Below are 19,755 nucleotides of genomic sequence, written 5' to 3' on the forward strand. Positions count from 1 at the left end.
AGGAGTATCTCCTTTATGCGCGCAAGTGCTCCGCTTTCACAACCATTTGTAGGCCGTTAGCAAGTTGAACACGTACATCATCCTTATTGATTTCAACAATGGTCGCTGCCATGTTTCCTTTGCCCATGTTCACGTTAACTGCGTTACCTACTGTGATTTCATCAGCATTTAGAGCGCGCGTTTCTACAGGCTTAGTTGGTTTTTGTACTTTTGGTTTATTAGTACGACGAGGCTGTTGAGGCTTTTTAGCCGCAGGTTTCGCTTTCGCCTTACCCTCTTCACGAGCTTTTTGTGCTTGTTCTTTACGACGAGCCTGAACTTTCGCCTTGCTTTCTGCAAGTGTCGCTTTCGCGTGTTCAACGTGCTCTTCTTCTAGCTCACCACAAGGGTTGCCATCTAGGTCTACACGTACTGCACCTGGTTTTACACCATGTAGGTAACGCCATGATGAAGTGTACTGTCTTAACGCTGCACGAAGCTGTGTTTTGCTTACTTTTTCGTCTTCATTTAGACGTTCCGCAAGATCTTGAAAAATACCAATTTTCAGAGGTTTTGCTTCACCTTCTAAAGTAAAGCACTTAGGGAAACATTCAGCAATATATGCAATAACTTCTTTGCTGTTTTTTAACTTTTCAGTCATGAGGGGTCCTGATTTGAGCGGATTTCCGCGAGCATTAAGAAAAAATATTCTCGTATTATAGTGACATGCCAAGGAAAAACCACACTCGAAGGCTAATTTATGCGTCGTTCGCGTGTGAATTAAGCAGCTTTTCTACTTCAACCATGAAATGAGTGAGACCTTCTTCGTCTGTTTCATTAAATCGGCCAATACTTGGACTATCAATATCAAGTACACCAACCACCTTTCCATTAATAGAAAATGGAATCACAATTTCTGAATTGCTCGCTGCATCGCACGCAATATGCCCCTCAAATTCGTGAACGTCGTATACTCTTTGTATAGTATTAGTTTGTGCAGCAGTACCGCAGACGCCTCGACCCATTGGGATACGAACACAAGCTGGTTTTCCTTGGAACGGACCAAGAACAAGCTCTTCACCTTTTGTTAGGTAAAAGCCTGCCCAGTTAAGATCGTCAAGTTCCATGAAAAGCAATGAGCTCAAGTTTGCTAGGTTCGCAATAAAGTCTGGTTCAGACTCAATTAGAGCAACAGCTTGTTTGGTTAGTCTTTGGTATTGTTCTAAGTTCATATTAACTTCCTACTTACTATAAAAGCTTCCATTCTCAATGTATGGCGCTAAAATGCAGCCCTACTTTATAATAGGACTTATTCTCAATTACAATGCTTCTGAAAAATGACACTATTAGCCGTTCTTGGTTGATAACACAAGTAAAAAAGCACAAGTCCAAGCTGATCATAGCGAACTTGATAGCGGTGCTTGCAACCTTGATTAGTGTTCCAATTCCCCTCCTCATGCCTTTGATGGTTGATGAGGTCTTATTGGACCAACCTGCAAAAGGCTTAGACGCCATGAATGCCATTCTCCCTGAAGCGTGGCACACTCCGACAGGCTATATTTTCTTCACCCTGTTCTTGGTTGTTCTTATGCGAGCTGCGAGCCAAGGATTAAATATCCTTCAAAGCCGACAATTTACGCTTGTTTCAAAAACCATCACGTTTGAGATGCGCAGTAAAATGATCGACAAACTCGGCCGTATCAGCATCCGACAATACGAAACCAAAGGTAGCGGAGGAATCAACGCACACCTTATCACTGACATTGAGACCATTGATAAATTTATTGGTTCTACGTTAGCAAAATTCGTTATCAGTTTTCTGACTGTTATTGGTACTGCTATCGTTCTACTTTGGCTCGATTGGCGACTTGGTCTGTTTATCCTGTTAGTTAACCCTATTGTCATTTACTTCTCACGTAAACTAGGCAGTATGGTTAAACATCTGAAACGGAAGGAAAATCATTCTTTTGAAATTTTCCAAAACCGTTTGGTTGAAACATTAGATGGAATCTACCAACTACGCGCAGCCAATAAAGAGCGAGAATTCCTCCAACAACTCAAAGACAGTGCGAACCAAGTTCGCGTTGATGCAGACAAGTATGCTTGGCAATCTGAAGCGGCTGGTCGCGTTTCTTTTCTTCTCTTTTTGATCGGCTTTGAATTATTCAGAGCTGTCGCAATGTTAATGGTCATGTTCAGTGACCTTACTATTGGCCAAATATTTGCCGTTTTTGGTTACCTATGGTTCATGCTTTCTCCTGTTCAAGAGTTGCTTGGGATTCAGTTTTCTTGGTACAGCGCTAAAGCCGCATTAAAACGCATCAACGACTTATTAGAGTTAGAAGAAGAGCAGAGACCGGTTCCTAAGGTAAATCCTTTCAAAGAAGGTAGAGAAGTTGACGTTAAAGTAGAAAACATTAATTTCTCTTACAATAATGAAAACAAAGTCCTAGATAATCTTTCTTTACATATGCCGGCAGGAAAGAAAGTGGCGTTAGTTGGCGCAAGCGGCGGTGGTAAGTCAACCTTGATACAATTACTCATTGGGGTTTACCGTCAAAACTCCGGTAGCATTCGCTTTAATGATGAATTAACAGAAGATATTGGTTTTGAAGTAATTCGCGACAAAATTGCCGTGGTATTACAGCAACCTATACTATTTAACGACACCTTGAGGCATAATCTAACGCTTGGTGGGGATTTTGACGAAATGTCACTTTGGCGTGCGCTTGAAGTGGCTCAGCTGCAAGATGTTATTTCTCAACTGAACCACGGCTTGGATACTCAAGTTGGTCGTAATGGCATTCGTTTGTCAGGAGGTCAACGACAACGGCTTGCCATTGCTAGAATGGTGCTGAGTAATCCTCAATTTGTTATTTTAGACGAAGCCACGTCTGCGCTAGATACCGCTACTGAAGCGGCTTTACACAAAGCACTGACCGAGTTCTTACGTGGTAGAACAACATTAATCGTTGCGCACCGACTATCCGCTGTTAAACAAGCCGATTTGATCTACGTGCTTGAAGATGGGAAAGTGACGCAAACAGGTACTCATGGTGAGTTAGTTGAGCAAGAAGGCTTATATCAAACCTTATATGGGGGCATACAGTCCCACGCTTAAATCGTTCAAGCTAGAGAGGTCGTTATGACCTCTCTGTCTAAGCACGCCATGCAACCCAATAACGTACGTCTGTGCCAAGGTTGTGAATTGCCTGTCGACATCGTCGACTTACCCCATGGCAAAAATGCACACTGCCCTCGTTGTGGTACACAATTATATCGCGGAGGTAGCCCTAGCCTCTCTGGTAATCTAGCCGTCGCGATAACCTGTATCCTACTATTTATTCCATCGCACTTTTTTAACTTTATTAGCATCCGACTCTTTGGTGTGATGATTCCGGCAACCCTGCCTTCAGGGATGATCACATTGATGGAAGAAGGATTTGTTCTTCTTTCATTGCTCATTCTATTTTGTAGCTCTCTAGCGCCACTGACGGTTTGTGTTTCAGTGGTAACGGCGCATATTTCTTTACATCAACGATGGTTCCGTGGGCTTCGTATCTCACTGTGGCTAATTCAACATTTGAAGCATTGGGTTATGTTGGATGTGTTCTTAGTTAGCATCGCCATTTCCTGTTTTAAACTCCAAGATTATTCCGACATTTTCGTCGGTCCAGGGTTAATTGGTCTGGTTCTTTTGCAGATATTTACCGTTTTGTTAGTTTCAAGAATCAGCGTGCGTCGTTATTGGGAAGCTTGGAAACCAGAAAGTTTATATGCTTTTGAGCATAAAGATGTGCATTGCCATGAATGCCACTTGTCCCAGCCTGAAGGTGACCATTGCCAGCGTTGTCATCACGAGTTATATCATCGCAAGCCAAACTCCATTCAGAAAACATGGGCTTACCTCATCGCAGCAACGGTCGCCATCTTCCCTGCTAACCTGATCCCTATTTCCATCTTGCTTACCAATGGTAAGCGTTTGGAGGACACTATTTTTTCAGGCGTGGCTGGTTTGGTAAAAAGCGGCATGTATGGAATCGCTGCGATCATTTTTGTTGCGAGTATCGTTGTCCCGGTGATTAAAATACTTGGGCTCGCCTACATCATGCTTTGCATCCAATTCAAACGTTCGGTGTTTAAGAGACAACGAATGATGGTTTACTTTGTTGTTAAATGGATCGGTAAATGGTCTGTGATGGATTTGTTTGTTATTTCTATCATGATGACGTTAGTCGATCGTGGTCAGATACTGGATTTCACACCAGGATATGGCGCCGTAGCATTTGGTGTTGTCGTAGTGTTGACCATGCTTGCAGCAGAAAGTATTGATCCAAGGCTAATCTGGGACCAAACAAACCCAAAACAATCAGAAAAAGAGTCAATGAATGAGTGATCAGAACAGTTCTCAAACGTCATACGTACCAGATGTAAAGCGGAGTAAAGGCATATCTCCTCTTTGGCTGTTGCCAATTTTGACCATGGTCTTAGCTGGCTGGCTTGTTGTGAAGTCGATACACGATGCAGGACAACGAGTGCAAATCTATTTTTCTGATGCCGCTGGTCTTGTCGCCGGCCGAACCACTATCCGTTACCAAGGATTAGAAGTCGGCATGGTAAGAGACATTAACCTCACCGAAGATCTCGGCAGTATTTATGTCGATGCTGATATCTATCCTGAAGCTGCAAAGTTACTGAACGATAAAACACGCTTTTGGTTAGTAAAACCAACAGCTAGCCTAACGGGAGTTTCCGGACTGGATGCGCTCGTCTCAGGTAACTACATCTCGATTCAACCCGGAGATGGTCAAGAGTTTGAGACAACATTCCATGCGTTAGACTCTGCTCCAACAGATTTACGCGTTTCTCAAGGTTTGAATATTAAGCTCAAAAGCCGTGATTTAGGTGGTGTATCGGTTGGCTCTCAAATTGTTTATAAGAAAATCCCAATCGGTGAAGTGTACAGTTACCAGCTAGATGAAGATGCAAAATCTATCACTATTCAGGCCAACATTCAGGATCAATACCGACATATCATTAACAACCGCAGTCGATTCTGGAACGTCAGTGGAATTGGTGCCAGCATCGGTTTTGAAGGTGTCGATGTAAGACTAGAAAGCATGAGTGCCTTACTAGGTGGCGCCATCGCCGTCGACTCTCCGGATGATGGTGAGCCTGTAGAAGAGAACACCGAGTTCCGTTTGTATAAAGATTTGAAAACTGCTGGTCGAGGCATCGCGGTTAAAATCGTCCTACCTGATGACAGCAAGATCAGCGGAGAAGGCGCTCCAATTATGTATCGCGGAATCGAAATTGGCCAAGTTACGGACTTGAGCCTTTCCGAAGGCCGAGAAGTGATATTGGCGTCAGCGGCAATTCAACCCGCTTTTAGTGACATGCTGACGACAGGTACTCGATTTGTCTTAGAAGAAGCAAAAGTGTCCCTCTCTGGTGTAGAAAACATTGCTAATTTAGTGCGAGGGAACTTCTTAACGATCGTGCCGGGCGCGGGTGAACGCTCTCGCCGCTTTACTGCCATTCGTAAAAACGTGTTTAACCAACAGCAAGAAAAGTCCATCGCGATTCGGTTGGTGTCCGACAATTCGTTTGGCCTAGATAGCGGTGCCAATGTACTTTATAAAGGCATCGTTGTTGGTTCAATCATCAAAGTGGGCCTAGTTAAGGAAGATAAAAAATCACAACACGAAGTATTTATGGATGTATTGATTGACCATGAATACAAACATCTGATCAAATCAAACAATCGTTTTTATGTAACCGGCAGTGCATCAGCAGAGTTAACTGAATCCGGGCTCAGCGTTACCGTTCCTCCAGCAAAGCAGTTGTTAACCGGGTCAATTAGTTTTGTGAGCGAAGGCAAGCAGGATATTCAAAAAGAGTATCAACTGTTCCAAAATGAATCATTGGCTGAATTGGCGCAGTACAATCAAAGTGGCTCTAGGGCTCTAACACTATTTGCTTCTGAATTGCCGCCGATTTCCAAAGGCAGCCCTCTACTCTATCGTAATCTTCCAGTTGGTAACGTCTCCGATTTCCAGCTAGTTGATGGCGGAGTACTAATTAAGGCTACTATCGAAAACCGCTTCGCTTATCTTGTAACGCCACAAACCGTTTTTTGGAATCGTTCAGGGATTGAGATAGATGCATCATTAGCCGGAGTCAGTGTGAAAGCGCACCCTTTAAAATCGTTAATCGAAGGTGGCATCGCTTTTGACTCCGTACCAGGCGTTGAAAACAAAATCGGAGAAAACTGGAAGCTGTATTCTGATCAAAAAACCGCTCGCAAGTTTGGGCGCGTCATTGCTTTAGAAACCGACGGTTCGCAAGAGATTGCTAAAGGAATGCCGATTGAATATCAAGGTGTTAAAGTTGGTGAAATCACTCTGGTTGTACCGAATTTTCGTCGTAACATGGTTGAAGTCACTGCAAGGATCCTACCTGAATACGTAGAAAACATTGCAGTTGAAGGCTCACATTTTTGGCTAACTGAACCAGAAATTGGTTTAGGTGGCGTTAAAAACCTCGGGGCGTTGGTTTCGAAATCCATCAGTGTTGAGCCAGGTAAAGGTAAAGCTAAATTTGATTTTCAATTAGAAAATAGTTCAGAACGCGTGCATGGAATCATGTTTACGTTACAAAGTGAACAGAGAGGCTCAGTACAAGTCGGTACCCCTATTCTTTACCGCCAGATGGAAGTTGGCCAAGTGACCGACGTAAGCCTAGGAGAATTTGCTGATCGCATCCTCACGACTATCAAAATACAGCCTGAATATGCTTACCTCGTTCGTCAAAACAGTGTGTTCTGGAATGTTTCAGGAGTAGATGTTTCCATCGGGCTTACCGGCGCTAACATCAAAGCGGGAACCTTTGATAGTTTAGTTCGCGGAGGAATTGCGTTTTCAACGCCAGAGCAATCGACTATTCCACCAGCGGCAAAGAGTGGGCAATCTTTCTTTTTGTATCCACAAGCTGAAGAAGGTTGGACTCAATGGCGTACAGCAATTCCGAAGCCGTAGAATAAAGCTCAATTCACGTAAAATTGAAGTTTGATCACTTTAAAAGAGCAGCAATCGCTGCTCTTTTTTATCGCTCGGCCCTTGTCACTATTCGTTTCTGCTTCGCTTTCGTATATTATTTGCCACAAATTCTGCAAACGAGATCCCACATTGCATCCTAATGTTTACATCCCAGACGCGTTTCTGGAAAAAATCCAAACTATCCTTCCTGCTCACCTCAACATGGAAGACTTTATCGCGTCGTGCCAAAAGCCACTGCGCAAAAGTATTCGAGTTAATACGTTGAAGATCAGTGTTGAAGCGTTTCTAGAACGAGCAGAAGCAAAAGGCTGGAAGCTTTCTCCTGTGCCTTGGTGTGACACGGGGTTTTGGATTGAAGCGGATGAGTCAGTTGTACCATTAGGCAACACAGCAGAACACATGTCTGGCTTATTCTACATTCAAGAAGCCAGTTCGATGATGCCGGTATCTGCTCTGTTTATGAATGATGAATCTTACGATGCCGTGTTAGATACCGCAGCCGCTCCAGGCTCAAAAACCACTCAAATTGCAGCTTTAATGAACAACGAAGGTGTACTTGTGGCCAATGAATACGCCGCAAGTCGTGTAAAAGTACTGCACGCTAATGTGGAACGTTGTGGGGTACGTAACGCCGCACTAAGTAACTTCGATGGACGCGTTTTTGGCGGTTGGCTACCAGAACAATTTGATGCGGTTTTGCTCGACGCGCCTTGCTCTGGAGAAGGCACCGTTCGCAAAGACGAAGATGCGATGAAAAACTGGACGCAAGCTTCCGTACTCGACATCGCTGACACACAGAAAGATCTTATTGAAAGCGCCTTCCATGCATTAAAGCCCGGTGGTGTGATGGTTTACTCAACATGTACGCTCAGTACAGAAGAAAACCAACAAGTTTGTCAACACTTGAAAGAAACCTTTGGGGATGCTGTAGAGTTTGAAAGCCTTGAGAACTTGTTTGAAAACGCAGAGGCAGCTCTAACTGAAGAAGGCTTTTTGCATATTTTCCCACAGGTCTACGACTGTGAAGGGTTCTTTGTTGCAAGAATTCGCAAACTGGCTGCTGTTGAGGCGCCAGAAGTCAAAAAGCGCATGGGGAAATTCCCCTTTGCTAAAACTTCAAAAAAAGAATCGACAGAAATTGCTCAACAACTCCAAAGCGCGTTAGGTATTAAACTTCCAAATGACAGTTCTGTATGGCTTCGCGATAAAGATGTCTGGTTATTCCCTAATGCTTTAGAAGCGATGATCGGCGAATTACGCTTCTCCCGTATGGGTATAAAGATCGCGGAAGCCCATAAAAATGGCTACCGTTGGCAACACCAAGTCGCGACTGCCCTGGCGACAGGTTCTGAAAGCAACGCCATTGAACTCAGTATTGAAGAAGCGCGCGAATGGTACATGGGGCGTGATGTTCGCCCACAAACCATTCCTGAGGGAATGAAAACAGGTAAAGGCGAAGTGCTTGTCACCTATCAAGGCGCAGTTATTGGCCTTGGCAAGTGGGTAAGCAACCGAATAAAGAATGGTCTCCCTCGCGAATTAGTACGAGATAAGAACTTATTTTAAAAGACGTAACGAACCATAAATAAATGAAAAGCCATCGTATTTGCGATGGCTTTTTAATTCGTAAGTATGAAAGCAAGTGGGCTCGCTAGCGATCCGGACACGCTGTACTAAACTAGTTGTATCAAAGTAATGCTTTGATGTGGCATTTCTCTCTATGTTCACCAACAAAATTATTGTTGGACAAGTTTAGCGCAGGCTCTGCGGAGCCGTTTCCCCTAGGCCCAAAAAAAGGAAAAGTTTGGGCCGTTTTTTTGGCTGTAGTTCCACTATACGTGAGTTTGGACTACGCTAGACGAATACCGTCTTTCTCAATGACAATTTTACCCTGCTTGTATAAGCCACCGATGGTCTTTTTATAAGTCCCTTTACTTGTGCGGAAAGCATCAAAAATCGCTTCAGGAGAAGACTTGTCATTCAAAGGCAAAAATCCGCCTTTCTTCTCTAGCAAGTCAAGGATCTTACTAGAAAGATCGTCCATTTTCGCCACACCGACTTTTTGTAGAGCAAGGTCGATTTTGCCATCTTCACGAATGTGCTTAATAAAGCCTTTCAGCTTTTTACCGATGTAAAGCTTACCAAAAACATCCGATGGGAAAATCATGCCCCAATGCTTACCATTAACGATAGCTTTATAACCAAGTTGACTACGCTCTGCGATGATCAAATCAACTTGCTCGTTAACTTCATAATTCGCTGGAGTTTTATCTAACCATTTATTGAACTTAGTCGTACCAACAATGCGACCTGACGCTTTGTCGGTATAAACATACACTAAAATGGTTTGTCCGGCAGAGAAGCGAGTGCGTTGCTCACTAAAAGGAATCAGTAAGTCCTTTTCTTTGATGCCCCAATTTACAAAAGCACCTGTCGCATTCACACCCTCAATCTTCATTAAACCCCATTCACCCACTTGGGCAATTGGTCTTTCAATGGTCGCAGCAAGTTGGCTTTCTGAATCGAAGTACAGAAATACGTCTACATGCTCACCAATGACAGTACCCTCTGGTACATACTTACTAGGTAGTAGAACAGAACCGTAATCATCGCCATCCAGAAATACGCCAAAATCAGCCTTTTTAATGACTTCTAAGCTGTTAATTTGACCAATTTTAATCATTGATTTTGTCTCTTTTTAAATTTACGTGGAATTATACCTAAACTAACAAGAAAATCAGAGAGAAAAGCATAGTGCTCTGTTATGCTGTTGTCGTTCAGCTATATGCCCCAGTCACTCTTTTAGCACTCTTATACTTACCTGCTCAACGGAACGCATAAGTTAAGAATGCTTTAGCAAAGTCAGGAGCTTTCTTTGGTCACCGTCGATAAACAAGACTCAATAACATTAAAAATCAGTCATGCACTCGCAAAGAGCAAAAGTGTCGACCTAGATATTTACTTTTTTATACCTGGTGAGCTTGGTTTAAACGCCGATATCATCAGTGAATCCGAATTTTATTACACCTCAATCACACAGCAACGATCTTATTACAGTACTGAAATCCTTCTTCCGCTAGTACACAGTCGACTTGCCAAACGTGGACGCCTGTCGAATCAGCAATACCGAGTAAGTTTGAGTTTGTTCGCTTACCAATACGTTATCGCGCTAGACAAAGCGGTAGCAAGTTTAAACAAGCATGAGAACAACTCCGTAACGGAAGATGAAGTGGACGAAGTTATCGAGCTCACGCTTGAGATCTTAAAGCGCTTGCGGCGTTCTATTCCTTATGAAGAGAACTTAAAACGCTACTACGTTAACATCGATAACTATCTGTCTTGGTATACCGAGCAAAAGTTCCTGTCACTGGTGGCCCATCTACCACGTGAAGGCGACTATGGCACGATCAAAAAGCGTCTGATCACGCTATGTGAGAAAGAGCAAGCCCATCGTAAACTCAACAAATACAACTCATCAAGAGTCGTTGAAGACGTTACTCGCCTATCTAACAAAATGCGCTTGCTAAGGCGATTGATTGAACACCCTATCGTGCTTCGTGAAGAAACCATATCGATGGGTAACAACATTAAGCGCGCTATCAAAGGTATTGCAACCGGTTTAGTGATGGTTGTCGTGACCTCGACCGTGATTCTCGCTCGCGATTATCTGGGGGAAATTTCTGCCTCATTCATTATCGCGATGTCTTTTATTTACGCTTTACGAGAAATCTTTAAAGATGATTTACGCGATGCCATGTGGCGATGGATCCGTAAAGGCAAACCAAAATGGCGTAAGAAGTACGTTGATCCAACGACGAAAAAAGTGGTTGGCAAAAAATTGGAGTGGCTCGATTATCGTACCTTAAGTAGCTTGCCGGATAAGATTCAAAGAATACGTAAAAAACGCGTCGTTCAACGTGAAGAGCAGATTCTTCATTATCACGAGAAAACCGAAATGGCGACCTCTCTTTTCTTGAGTGGTTACGAACAAACGAGAGAAACATTGAACATCAGTTTGCGCCCTATCATCCGCTTGATGGATAAAAGCTCAAACCGAGTTTACCGTTTAAATGAAGGTCAAGTAACCAAAGAGTCAGTAGAGAAACGTCATTTGCTCAATGTGATTGTCAAAGAGGACAACCACACCGATGAGCCTGTTTATTACCGCTGGAAAGTGGTCTTAAATCGCTCCAAAATCGTCTCTATCGAGAAGATTGAACTCAATTAAGCCAACGCCTTTAAACAAACGAGCCACAAACCACTAGGCAGCCTCTTTTCTTTGTTGGGCTGCTTTTTTTATCGAAAGAGTAAGCGAAAATTCAGCCATTGGCTCGTCACCATGTAAGTTAGGACACAGCGCGACAATTTTTACGTCACGATTTACTCGTTCACCCGTTGCCAAGGTGTGCTCGAGCATCTCATCAATGACATGACCATCGTTACAAACAAAGTGCACATCGGCTTCCGGGCGCTTTAAAAACTCGGCTTTCACACCTTTAAATGCTAGCGAGATCGCTTCTCCCTTTTCTTGCGCTTTACTCATAGCAAGAAAACCACCAGCAACATCAGCGCCAACGGCTAAAGCGCCGAAATACATGCTATTCAGGTGGTTCTTCGTTCTTCTGCGCAATGGGATACGAACCTCAACATGCTTGCTATCTATCGCAATGATTTTAGGGTGGCAAAGCCAAATCAGCGGCACTTTCGAAAAGCCAAACAGATTTAGATACAAATTCGCACGACGTAGAGCTGATAACATTTTGGTCTCCTTACCAATCTAGTCAGACCAGTTAATCAACGAAAGAAATAGATGTCAAAGAAATGTTAACAAAAGCTCGATCTCACGAGTTATTTAACCCTCATGAAGTGACGGCGTCACCCGTGAGGTATGAAGTTTATCGCAGTTACTTAGATTACCTTACAGCGAGATAGATAAAATGGTTATAAATTCAAATGTATATATATTGATTTAATGATCAAGTTTTGTCATTTATACATAAGTCATTTAAATGAATACCTACACCTTTGTATACAATTCGGTATTTCCTGGCGAAGATTCCCGTGAAACGGTTTATTCCTGCCTGTAATTCCGTTATCTTTACCCCTTCGCAATAGAGAATAAAGCTATAACATGCCTATAAAAACAGATGAATTGAGAACCCAGCCTTTGGGTCCAATGCCTACCCCAGCAGAGCTAGGTAGTGTACATCCTATTACGGATGACGTTGCAGACCGTATCGCTCAATCTCGTCGTCAGATTGAAAACATTTTATCGGGTGAAGACGATCGCCTTCTTGCGATTGTAGGTCCGTGTTCTGTTCACGACACTGAAGCTGCCATTGATTACGCCACTCGCCTGAGTGAAATCCAAGACAAGTACAAAGACGAACTGTTTATCGTGATGCGTACTTACTTTGAAAAGCCTCGTACAGTAGTTGGTTGGAAAGGTTTGATTACGGACCCTAACCTAGATGGTTCTTACGCACTTGAAGCTGGTCTTCATAAAGCTCGTAAACTACTACTGGATATCAACAAGCTTGGTCTTGCGACTGCTACTGAGTTTCTTGATATGATCACTGGCCAATACATCGCGGATTTGATCACTTGGGGCGCGATTGGTGCTCGCACAACGGAATCACAAATTCACCGTGAAATGGCGTCGGCACTATCTTGCCCAGTTGGTTTCAAAAATGGCACAAATGGCAACGTAAAAATTGCAATTGATGCAATTCGCGCATCGAAAGCATCGCATTACTTCTACTCGCCAGATAAGAACGGTCGAATGACGGTTTACCGCACAAGTGGCAACCCTTACGGTCATATTATTCTGCGCGGTGGAGAAAAAGGCCCTAACTTTGATGAAGCATCAGTCAAACAAGCATGTGATGCTTTAGCTGAGTTTGGATTGCCACAACGTTTGGTTGTGGATTTCAGCCATGCAAACTGTCAGAAGCAACACAGAAAACAAATCGACGTAGCTCAAGACATTTGTAACCAAATTAAGTCAGGCAGCACTCGTATTGCGGGTATCATGGCAGAAAGCTTTATTCTTGAAGGCAATCAGCCAATGACTGACATCAATAACCTAACGTATGGTCAGTCTATTACAGATCCATGCCTAGGTTGGGAAGACACTGCTACAATGCTAGATATGCTGGCAAGCGCTGTTAAGTCCCGAAAGTCCCTATAACAAAATAATCAAGGAATCTTCATGCCATCGTTTGATATTGTTTCTGAAATCGATACGGTTGAACTACGTAACGCCGTTGATAATGCTAACCGTGAATTGTCTACTCGTTTCGATTTCCGCAACGTAAATGCGAGCTTTGAGCTAGTAGAAGAAAACGTAAAAATGTCTGCGGAAGGTGACTTCCAACTTAAGCAAATGCGCGACATTTTACGCGGCCACTTAGCGAAGCGTAACATTGACGCGAACGCAATGGATGCACAAGACCCAGACGTTACTGGTAAAAACTGGCACCAAACTCTGCTTTTCCGCCAAGGTATTGATACTCCAACGGCGAAAAAAGTAGTGAAACTTATCAAAGACGCAAAGTTAAAAGTACAAGCTTCTATTCAAGGCGACAAAGTACGTGTTACCGGTAAAAAACGCGACGACCTGCAAGCGACAATGGCAGCGATTCGTGAAGCAGAGATGGGTATCCCATTCCAGTTTAACAACTTCCGTGATTAATCAATCTGAGAAGTAAATAAAAACGCCAGCGCATAATCCGCTGGCGTTTTTTATTGGCTTTAGTGTAACGAACTACGTATCCACTTTAGCATTTGGCATTGCTAGATAACTAAGTCCTGTCCTTGCAGCAATACGAATTCGCTCGTTCCTTGTGGTATGAACACGCAAATTCGAAGCTTTTCAGCTTTAGCCTTGGCCAGCATATCCGAAAGCTCAGCAGCGCTCGAGAAAGCTTCTCTTTCTGCATCTCTTCGTATTAGTTCTAACACATTCGCTTCACATCGAGTTGAGTACAGAGCCAGCTCTGCTTGTTGCATATAGCGTACGGCTTTTATTGGCAACATCTCAACATCTTTCCCAACATGAACCCAAGTACAACTTCCCTTTTCATCTAAAGGCGTTGCCATGGTCGCTTGGTAAATTGCTTCTAACTCACGATTATCTCGCGCGTTTTCCACCTCGGGGTTCGAGAAGAATTGCTCCCAAAACTTGCGGCGTAAATCGACACTAGGCAGCGCCTCTTTAATTGAGTTTCGCTTTGAGTTAGCAAAGTCCGCCATCAACCCCATGTTTTGTGGCAGTATCGATTCAAGTTTTTCACGGATGTTTCGAATTAAAACTGGCGAAGCTCCACCACTAGAGATTGCGATTTGGATGCGGCCACGATTAATCATAGACGGCGTGATGAAATCACAATAAGGCTTATCATCCACAACGTTAACCAAGATGCCTAGCTCTTTGGCATCTTTGTACACTTGGTGATTTAGCTCAGGATTGTCTGTCGTCGCCCACACTTGAACAAAGTTTTTAGTGACAATGTCACTCGAATAGAAACGTTGTACCCAGCGCAGTTGATGCTCAGAAGCAAGCTTAGACAGAAAATCAACCAACGTCGGAGAAACGATAGTCACATCCGCCCCAGCCTTTAGCAACGCTTCCACCTTTCGGCTTGCCACCTCACCGCCACCCACGACGAGAACGGGTTTATTAATTAAATCTAAGAACAGAGGAAAATATCGCATTTCAATCCATGATTACTCTAATTAGCTGTTGTAGACCATGCTACCAAAAATGGGGCAAGCTCATCACCCTGTTTCGGTATCACAAATAATTTTTGTTTGAATTTTTACTGAACTTCACCTTGCTCAGCTAATGACAGTTTTAATAACAACTTTTTATTCTTTTGTATTGTTCACTCTTCTATTGATTGTTCTGATGCACCAAATTGTCCATGAATTGCACTATTTACAAACAATTAACATTTCGTCATTCTAAATCTCAAGGCACTTTGTAAGTTCTCTCAAAACTTCATTTAAATTATATATTTGAGAATTAACAGATCCTTTCCTACGCTTATAACTGGTTGATCTATCGAATGCCGTTTCTTCGAAAATCAATCACGTAGGACGATAACTCTAACGAATTGGACACGTTATTTCAGGTCACTCCTGATTAAACATGGATCATACAGGAAGGATACAAATGGCAAATAAACTCACAGTTCTTGCTTCCGTCGTAGCGGCTTCTACTGCGATGATGGCAACATCAGCTCAAGCAGCAGACACTACTCTGGACAAAGTCACAAAACAAGGCTTTCTTACTTGTGGCGTAAGTACCGGTCTACCTGGTTTCTCTAACCCTAACTCAAAAGGCGAATGGGAAGGTATCGACGTAGAATATTGCCAAGCACTGGCTGCAGCCGTTCTTGGGGATAAAACGAAAGTTAAATATGTACCCCTAACCGCAAAAGAACGTTTCACTGCGCTTCAATCTGGTGAGATTGATGTGCTTTCCCGTAACACGACCTGGACTCTCCACCGTGACACTGCACTGGGCCTAAACTTCGTAGGTGTGAACTACTACGATGGTCAAGGTTTTATGGTGAAGAAGGAACTTGGTATCTCAAGTGCTAAAGAGCTTGATGGTGCGTCGGTATGTGTTCAATCAGGTACAACAACCGAGCTAAACCTTGCAGATTATTTCCGCAACCAAGGCATGGCGTACAAACCAGTGGTATTCGACACAGCGGCGCAAACTTCGAAAGGTTTTGATGCGGGACGCTGTGACGTATTAACAACTGACCAATCTGGCCTTTATGCACTACGTTTGAATTTGAAAGATCCGTCCTCTGCGGCCGTTCTTCCAGAAATCATCTCTAAAGAGCCACTAGGTCCAGTCGTTCGTCAAGGCGATGATCAATGGTTTAACATCGCTAAGTGGACATTGTCTGCGATGATTAACGCTGAAGAATACGGTATTAGTTCGAAGAATGCGGATGAAATGCTGAAGTCAACAGATCCAAACATCAAACGTATCCTCGGTGTTGATGGCCCTAAAGGCAAAGGTTTGGGTATTCGTGATGATTGGGGCTACCAAGTTATCAAACAAGTTGGTAATTATGGTGAAAGCTTCGAGCGTACAGTCGGTACTGGTTCGCCGTTAGAAATCTCTCGTGGCGTTAATGCGCTATGGAATGCGGGCGGCTTTATGTACGCGCCACCAATCCGATAGAAAGAGTTAATCAGGGCGGTTCATGCCGCCCTTTTTCTTGATTATATCTCACTGTATGAGTAAGGATCGCTCATTGGATGGCGAAAAGCGCTCGCTTGGTGGAACGGCTTTAAAGGTTCGTAAGTCACCAGACATGAGAGCGTTATTCTTTAGCCAGCAAGGACGAAACTTCTTTATACAGGCCGATATCTATAACTAAGGTTTGAGGTTATCGCTGTATGAAACCGACACAAGATGCATCGCCAAGTACGATGTCCAAACCAAGCGGAAGCAAGAGCCTGATTTATAATCCTGCCTTTCGTTCTGCTATTTTCCAGATCATTGCCATTGCTGCACTGGTATTTTTCTTTTACACGATTGTAAACAACGCTCTCAATAACTTAGATGCTCGTGGTATTGCAACGGGCTTCGGTTTTCTGAATCAAGAAGCCGGGTTTGGTATTGGGTTAACACTAATTGAATACGATGAAACGTACTCTTACGGTAGAACATTTATCATCGGCCTTCTTAATACGGCGTTAGTCTCCGTATTAGGTATTATTCTGGCTACTGTGATTGGCTTTACCATGGGGGTTGCCCGCCTTTCTTCTAACTGGTTAGTTAGTCGTTTAGCGGCAGTTTATATCGAAACTTTCCGAAATATCCCCCTTCTTCTGCAAATATTCTTCTGGTATTTCGCTGTTCTTCAAGCATTACCCTCACCACGCCAAAGCTTAAGTCTTGGTGAAGCTATTTTCCTGAACGTTCGTGGCTTATATTTCCCTGCACCGACTATGGAACCCGGCAGTAGCTACGTTATTGCCGCGTTAATCTTCGGGGTAATCGCAAGCTTATTAATTAATGTATGGGCGAATAATAAGCAACGTCTCACTGGGCAACAAACCCCAATGGGAAGAATAGTTTTGGGTTTAGTTGTTGGCCTTCCATTGGTTGTGTACTTCCTTGCTGGTATGCCAATTTCACTGAATTATCCTGAACTAAAAGGGTTTAACTTCCGAGGTGGTATTAGCATTATTCCTGAATTGGCTGCGCTACTTTTGGCATTGAGTGTTTATACAGCTTCTTTCATTGCTGAGATTGTTCGCTCTGGTATTAATGCGGTTAGTCATGGTCAAACCGAAGCAGCGATGTCGCTAGGCTTACCACGCTCGAAAACTTTAAAGCTTGTTGTCATTCCTCAAGCGTTACGAATTATTATTCCACCTTTAACCAGTCAATATCTCAACCTCACCAAAAACTCATCGTTAGCGATGGCGATTGGTTACCCAGATCTTGTCTCTGTGTTTGCTGGTACTACCCTGAACCAAACGGGACAAGCGATTGAGATCATTGCGATGACGATGGGCGTGTACTTGACATTAAGTCTGATTACGTCTGCATTAATGAACTTGTATAACCGTAAAGTCGCGCTGGTGGAGAGATAATATGAGTACTCATCAATTTCAACCGGATCTCCCACCACCCGCCAATACTGTAGGCTTCGTTGGTTGGATGCGGAAAAATCTATTTAATGGCCCTATCAATTCCATTGTTACTGTCATTCTTGCGTATATTGTCGTAACTGCAATATGGTATATCGTGGATTGGGCGTTTATTAACGCAGACTGGATTGGCTCAACGCGTGACGACTGTAGCCGAGATGGTGCTTGCTGGGTATTTATCAGCGTGCGCTGGGAGCAGTTCATGTATGGTTTTTATCCAGAGTCCGAACTATGGCGCCCTCGCCTTTTCTATATCACATTAGCCATATTTACCGTTTTACTCGCGTATGAGAAGACACCGAAACGGATGTGGATTTGGCTTTTCTTCGTAAACATCTATCCATTCATCATCGCTGGGCTGTTATACGGGGGTGTCTTTGGACTAGAAGTGGTCGATACACACAAATGGGGTGGATTACTCGTTACGCTCATTATTGCGTTAGTTGGTATCGTAGTTTCACTGCCAATTGGTGTGGTGCTTGCGCTTGGTAGACGTTCAGAGATGCCGATCATTCGCAGCATTTGTACCGTCTACATTGAAGTTTGGCGTGGCGTTCCGCTTATTACGGTTTTGTTCATGGCTTCGGTTATGCTTCCATTGTTTATGTCTGAAGGTTCAGAGACAGATAAACTGATTCGCGCCCTTATCGGTGTGGTTATGTTTGCCTCCGCTTACATGGCAGAAGTGGTACGCGGTGGTCTACAAGCCATTCCGAAAGGTCAATATGAAGCCGCTGATGCGCTTGGGTTAAGTTACTGGAAAAAGACTGGGCTTATTATCTTGCCACAGGCGCTAAAGATTACTATTCCTTCTATCGTGAACACCTTTATCGGTTTGTTTAAAGACACCAGTTTAGTACTCATCATTGGCATGTTTGACGTACTCGGTATAGGACAAGCAGCAAATACCGACCCTGAATGGTTAGGTTTTGCTACTGAAAGTTATGTATTTGTCGCGTTAGTGTTTTGGGTATTTTGTTTTGGCATGTCACGCTATTCGATATGGCTTGAAAACAAACTTCATACCGGTCACAAACGATAACTCATCAAGATCAAGGACGTATTATGACGCAACAACAAGATTACATGATCCAATTGAAGGACATGAATAAATGGTATGGTGAGTTTCACGTACTAAAAAATATTAACCTCGACGTTAAGCGCGGCGAGAAAATCGTTATCTGTGGCCCATCTGGGTCGGGAAAATCAACGATGATTCGCTGTATTAACCGCCTTGAAGAACACCAAGCAGGCAGCATTTACGTCTCTGGTACGGAATTAACTGAAGACTTAAAGAACATTGAAGCAGTACGCCGAGAAGTGGGCATGTGCTTTCAACACTTTAATCTCTTCCCTCATTTAACCGTACTGGAAAACTGTACGCTCGCGCCTATCTGGGTGAAGAAGATGCCAAAAGATGAGGCAGAAGCAGTTGCGATGAAATATCTGGAACGTGTAAAAATTCCAGACCAAGCGGAGAAGTATCCCGGTCAGCTGTCTGGTGGCCAGCAACAACGTGTGGCGATTGCTCGCTCTTTGTGTATGAACCCTAAAGTCATGCTTTTTGATGAGCCAACATCTGCACTCGACCCGGAAATGGTTCGCGAAGTACTGGATGTAATGGTCGAACTCGCCGAGGAAGGCATGACTATGCTATGTGTGACACATGAAATGGGCTTTGCTAAAGAAGTTGCCGATCGCGTGATATTCATGGACGCAGGAGAGATCATCGAAGAAAACAACCCGGTCGACTTCTTTGAGAATCCTCAATCGGATAGGACCCAAAACTTCCTAGCGCAAATCTTACACCACTAAGATTTAGCCGAATCGACATAAAAAAGCACTGGTTTCTATGAAGCCAGTGCTTTTTGTTACTAAATTCAAAAATCTGTGTAAGAATCAACATAGCTATGCTAGGCAGTAATATTGTGTTACAAGTTGCCAAATACATAACATCTTATTTCTATTATTATTTTATCTAAGTTACGTATGGTTAGGGCTTGATTTTTTGAACTTTCAATCCCATAAATGT

General features: G+C 43.4%; 17 protein-coding genes. 12 read left to right on the forward strand and 5 right to left on the reverse strand.

Going from position 1 to position 19,755, the window contains the following annotated elements; translation table 11 throughout:
- Positions 1–13 precede the first annotated feature (13 nt).
- A complete protein-coding gene (gene proQ, locus R7P72_RS07460; RefSeq protein WP_005377435.1) occupies positions 14–640 on the reverse strand; it encodes an RNA chaperone ProQ in 627 nt (208 codons plus the stop codon).
- Between the two features lie 97 nt (positions 641–737).
- Positions 738–1,211: a GAF domain-containing protein gene (locus R7P72_RS07465; RefSeq protein ID WP_005377433.1), complete on the reverse strand. Its 474-nt coding sequence runs from the start codon at positions 1,209–1,211 to the stop codon at positions 738–740.
- Positions 1,212–1,303: 92 nt separating this feature from the next.
- Here R7P72_RS07465 and R7P72_RS07470 point away from each other — a divergent pair, with 92 nt between their 5' ends.
- The 4 genes from R7P72_RS07470 to rsmF all read left to right on the forward strand — a co-directional run bounded on the left by R7P72_RS07470 (position 1,304) and on the right by rsmF (position 8,603).
- A complete protein-coding gene (locus R7P72_RS07470; protein WP_021033889.1) occupies positions 1,304–3,100 on the forward strand; it encodes an ABC transporter ATP-binding protein in 1,797 nt (598 codons plus the stop codon).
- Positions 3,101–3,124: 24 nt separating this feature from the next.
- Entirely contained in the window at positions 3,125–4,375 is a 1,251-nt protein-coding gene (locus tag R7P72_RS07475) for a paraquat-inducible protein A (protein WP_017821871.1), read from the forward strand.
- On the forward strand, positions 4,368–7,016 hold the full coding sequence (locus R7P72_RS07480) for an MlaD family protein (RefSeq protein WP_017821870.1): 2,649 nt from the start codon (positions 4,368–4,370) through the stop codon (positions 7,014–7,016). The genes R7P72_RS07475 and R7P72_RS07480 overlap by 8 nt, the downstream gene beginning before the upstream one ends.
- A 150-nt stretch (positions 7,017–7,166) precedes the next feature.
- On the forward strand, positions 7,167–8,603 hold the full coding sequence (gene rsmF, locus R7P72_RS07485; RefSeq protein WP_017821869.1) for a 16S rRNA (cytosine(1407)-C(5))-methyltransferase RsmF: 1,437 nt from the start codon (positions 7,167–7,169) through the stop codon (positions 8,601–8,603).
- A gap of 283 nt (positions 8,604–8,886) precedes the next feature.
- Here rsmF and R7P72_RS07490 read toward each other — a convergent pair whose 3' ends face one another.
- The gene (locus R7P72_RS07490) at positions 8,887–9,720 is read right to left on the reverse strand and encodes a S1 RNA-binding domain-containing protein (RefSeq protein WP_318110405.1); all 834 of its coding nucleotides are present in this window, start codon (positions 9,718–9,720) and stop codon (positions 8,887–8,889) included.
- Between the two features lie 192 nt (positions 9,721–9,912).
- Here R7P72_RS07490 and R7P72_RS07495 point away from each other — a divergent pair, with 192 nt between their 5' ends.
- On the forward strand, positions 9,913–11,265 hold the full coding sequence (locus tag R7P72_RS07495) for a hypothetical protein (RefSeq protein ID WP_005377421.1): 1,353 nt from the start codon (positions 9,913–9,915) through the stop codon (positions 11,263–11,265).
- A 33-nt stretch (positions 11,266–11,298) separates the two neighbouring features.
- Here the strand turns inward: R7P72_RS07495 and R7P72_RS07500 are convergent, their stop codons facing one another.
- Positions 11,299–11,796, reverse strand: coding sequence for a DUF4442 domain-containing protein (locus R7P72_RS07500; RefSeq protein ID WP_005377418.1), 498 nt, complete (start codon positions 11,794–11,796; stop codon positions 11,299–11,301).
- Between the two features lie 372 nt (positions 11,797–12,168).
- On the opposite strand from R7P72_RS07500, the gene R7P72_RS07505 reads away from it, so the two are divergent.
- Together R7P72_RS07505 and R7P72_RS07510 are read left to right on the forward strand one after the other, a co-directional pair.
- A complete protein-coding gene (locus tag R7P72_RS07505; RefSeq protein ID WP_005390197.1) occupies positions 12,169–13,227 on the forward strand; it encodes a 3-deoxy-7-phosphoheptulonate synthase in 1,059 nt (352 codons plus the stop codon).
- 21 nt (positions 13,228–13,248) lie between these two features.
- Positions 13,249–13,731, forward strand: a complete 483-nt coding sequence (locus tag R7P72_RS07510) for a YajQ family cyclic di-GMP-binding protein (RefSeq protein ID WP_005377415.1) — start codon at positions 13,249–13,251, stop codon at positions 13,729–13,731.
- A gap of 101 nt (positions 13,732–13,832) precedes the next feature.
- Here the strand turns inward: R7P72_RS07510 and R7P72_RS07515 are convergent, their stop codons facing one another.
- A complete protein-coding gene (locus R7P72_RS07515; protein WP_005377406.1) occupies positions 13,833–14,753 on the reverse strand; it encodes a bifunctional precorrin-2 dehydrogenase/sirohydrochlorin ferrochelatase in 921 nt (306 codons plus the stop codon).
- Positions 14,754–15,213: 460 nt separating this feature from the next.
- Between R7P72_RS07515 and R7P72_RS07520 the strand changes: the two genes are divergently transcribed.
- The 5 genes from R7P72_RS07520 (at position 15,214) to R7P72_RS07540 (ending at position 19,538) form a co-directional block, all read left to right on the forward strand.
- Positions 15,214–16,242 (forward strand): amino acid ABC transporter substrate-binding protein, encoded by a 1,029-nt coding sequence (locus R7P72_RS07520; protein WP_005377403.1) that lies wholly within the window; start codon positions 15,214–15,216, stop codon positions 16,240–16,242.
- A 73-nt stretch (positions 16,243–16,315) separates the two neighbouring features.
- Positions 16,316–16,441, forward strand: coding sequence for a hypothetical protein (locus R7P72_RS07525; RefSeq protein ID WP_021033890.1), 126 nt, complete (start codon positions 16,316–16,318; stop codon positions 16,439–16,441).
- Positions 16,442–16,460: 19 nt separating this feature from the next.
- Positions 16,461–17,666 (forward strand): amino acid ABC transporter permease, encoded by a 1,206-nt coding sequence (locus tag R7P72_RS07530; protein ID WP_005377402.1) that lies wholly within the window; start codon positions 16,461–16,463, stop codon positions 17,664–17,666.
- Between the two features lies 1 nt (position 17,667).
- The gene (locus tag R7P72_RS07535; RefSeq protein WP_005389988.1) at positions 17,668–18,765 is read left to right on the forward strand and encodes an amino acid ABC transporter permease; all 1,098 of its coding nucleotides are present in this window, start codon (positions 17,668–17,670) and stop codon (positions 18,763–18,765) included.
- Between the two features lie 23 nt (positions 18,766–18,788).
- On the forward strand, positions 18,789–19,538 hold the full coding sequence (locus tag R7P72_RS07540) for an amino acid ABC transporter ATP-binding protein (RefSeq protein ID WP_005377400.1): 750 nt from the start codon (positions 18,789–18,791) through the stop codon (positions 19,536–19,538).
- Positions 19,539–19,755 lie beyond the last annotated feature (217 nt).

Origin of the sequence: Vibrio sp. Vb0888 (assembly GCF_033338835.1) — a bacterium.
GTDB lineage: Bacteria > Pseudomonadota > Gammaproteobacteria > Enterobacterales > Vibrionaceae > Vibrio > Vibrio alginolyticus.

What these genes read in the sequence shown, in the direction of transcription:
- R7P72_RS07540 (WP_005377400.1), top strand. Translation starts at nt 18,789, where the DNA reads ATGACGCAACAACAAGATTACATGATCCAATTGAAGGACATGAATAAA.
- R7P72_RS07475 (WP_017821871.1), top strand. Translation starts at nt 3,125, where the DNA reads ATGACCTCTCTGTCTAAGCACGCCATGCAACCCAATAACGTACGTCTG.
- R7P72_RS07535 (WP_005389988.1), top strand. Translation starts at nt 17,668, where the DNA reads ATGAGTACTCATCAATTTCAACCGGATCTCCCACCACCCGCCAATACT.
- R7P72_RS07510 (WP_005377415.1), top strand. Translation starts at nt 13,249, where the DNA reads ATGCCATCGTTTGATATTGTTTCTGAAATCGATACGGTTGAACTACGT.
- R7P72_RS07520 (WP_005377403.1), top strand. Translation starts at nt 15,214, where the DNA reads ATGGCAAATAAACTCACAGTTCTTGCTTCCGTCGTAGCGGCTTCTACT.
- R7P72_RS07515 (WP_005377406.1), bottom strand. Translation starts at nt 14,753, where the DNA reads ATGCGATATTTTCCTCTGTTCTTAGATTTAATTAATAAACCCGTTCTC.
- R7P72_RS07490 (WP_318110405.1), bottom strand. Translation starts at nt 9,720, where the DNA reads ATGATTAAAATTGGTCAAATTAACAGCTTAGAAGTCATTAAAAAGGCT.
- R7P72_RS07465 (WP_005377433.1), bottom strand. Translation starts at nt 1,211, where the DNA reads ATGAACTTAGAACAATACCAAAGACTAACCAAACAAGCTGTTGCTCTA.
- R7P72_RS07500 (WP_005377418.1), bottom strand. Translation starts at nt 11,796, where the DNA reads ATGTTATCAGCTCTACGTCGTGCGAATTTGTATCTAAATCTGTTTGGC.
- R7P72_RS07480 (WP_017821870.1), top strand. Translation starts at nt 4,368, where the DNA reads ATGAGTGATCAGAACAGTTCTCAAACGTCATACGTACCAGATGTAAAG.
- proQ (WP_005377435.1), bottom strand. Translation starts at nt 640, where the DNA reads ATGACTGAAAAGTTAAAAAACAGCAAAGAAGTTATTGCATATATTGCT.
- R7P72_RS07530 (WP_005377402.1), top strand. Translation starts at nt 16,461, where the DNA reads ATGAAACCGACACAAGATGCATCGCCAAGTACGATGTCCAAACCAAGC.
- R7P72_RS07505 (WP_005390197.1), top strand. Translation starts at nt 12,169, where the DNA reads ATGCCTATAAAAACAGATGAATTGAGAACCCAGCCTTTGGGTCCAATG.
- R7P72_RS07470 (WP_021033889.1), top strand. Translation starts at nt 1,304, where the DNA reads ATGCTTCTGAAAAATGACACTATTAGCCGTTCTTGGTTGATAACACAA.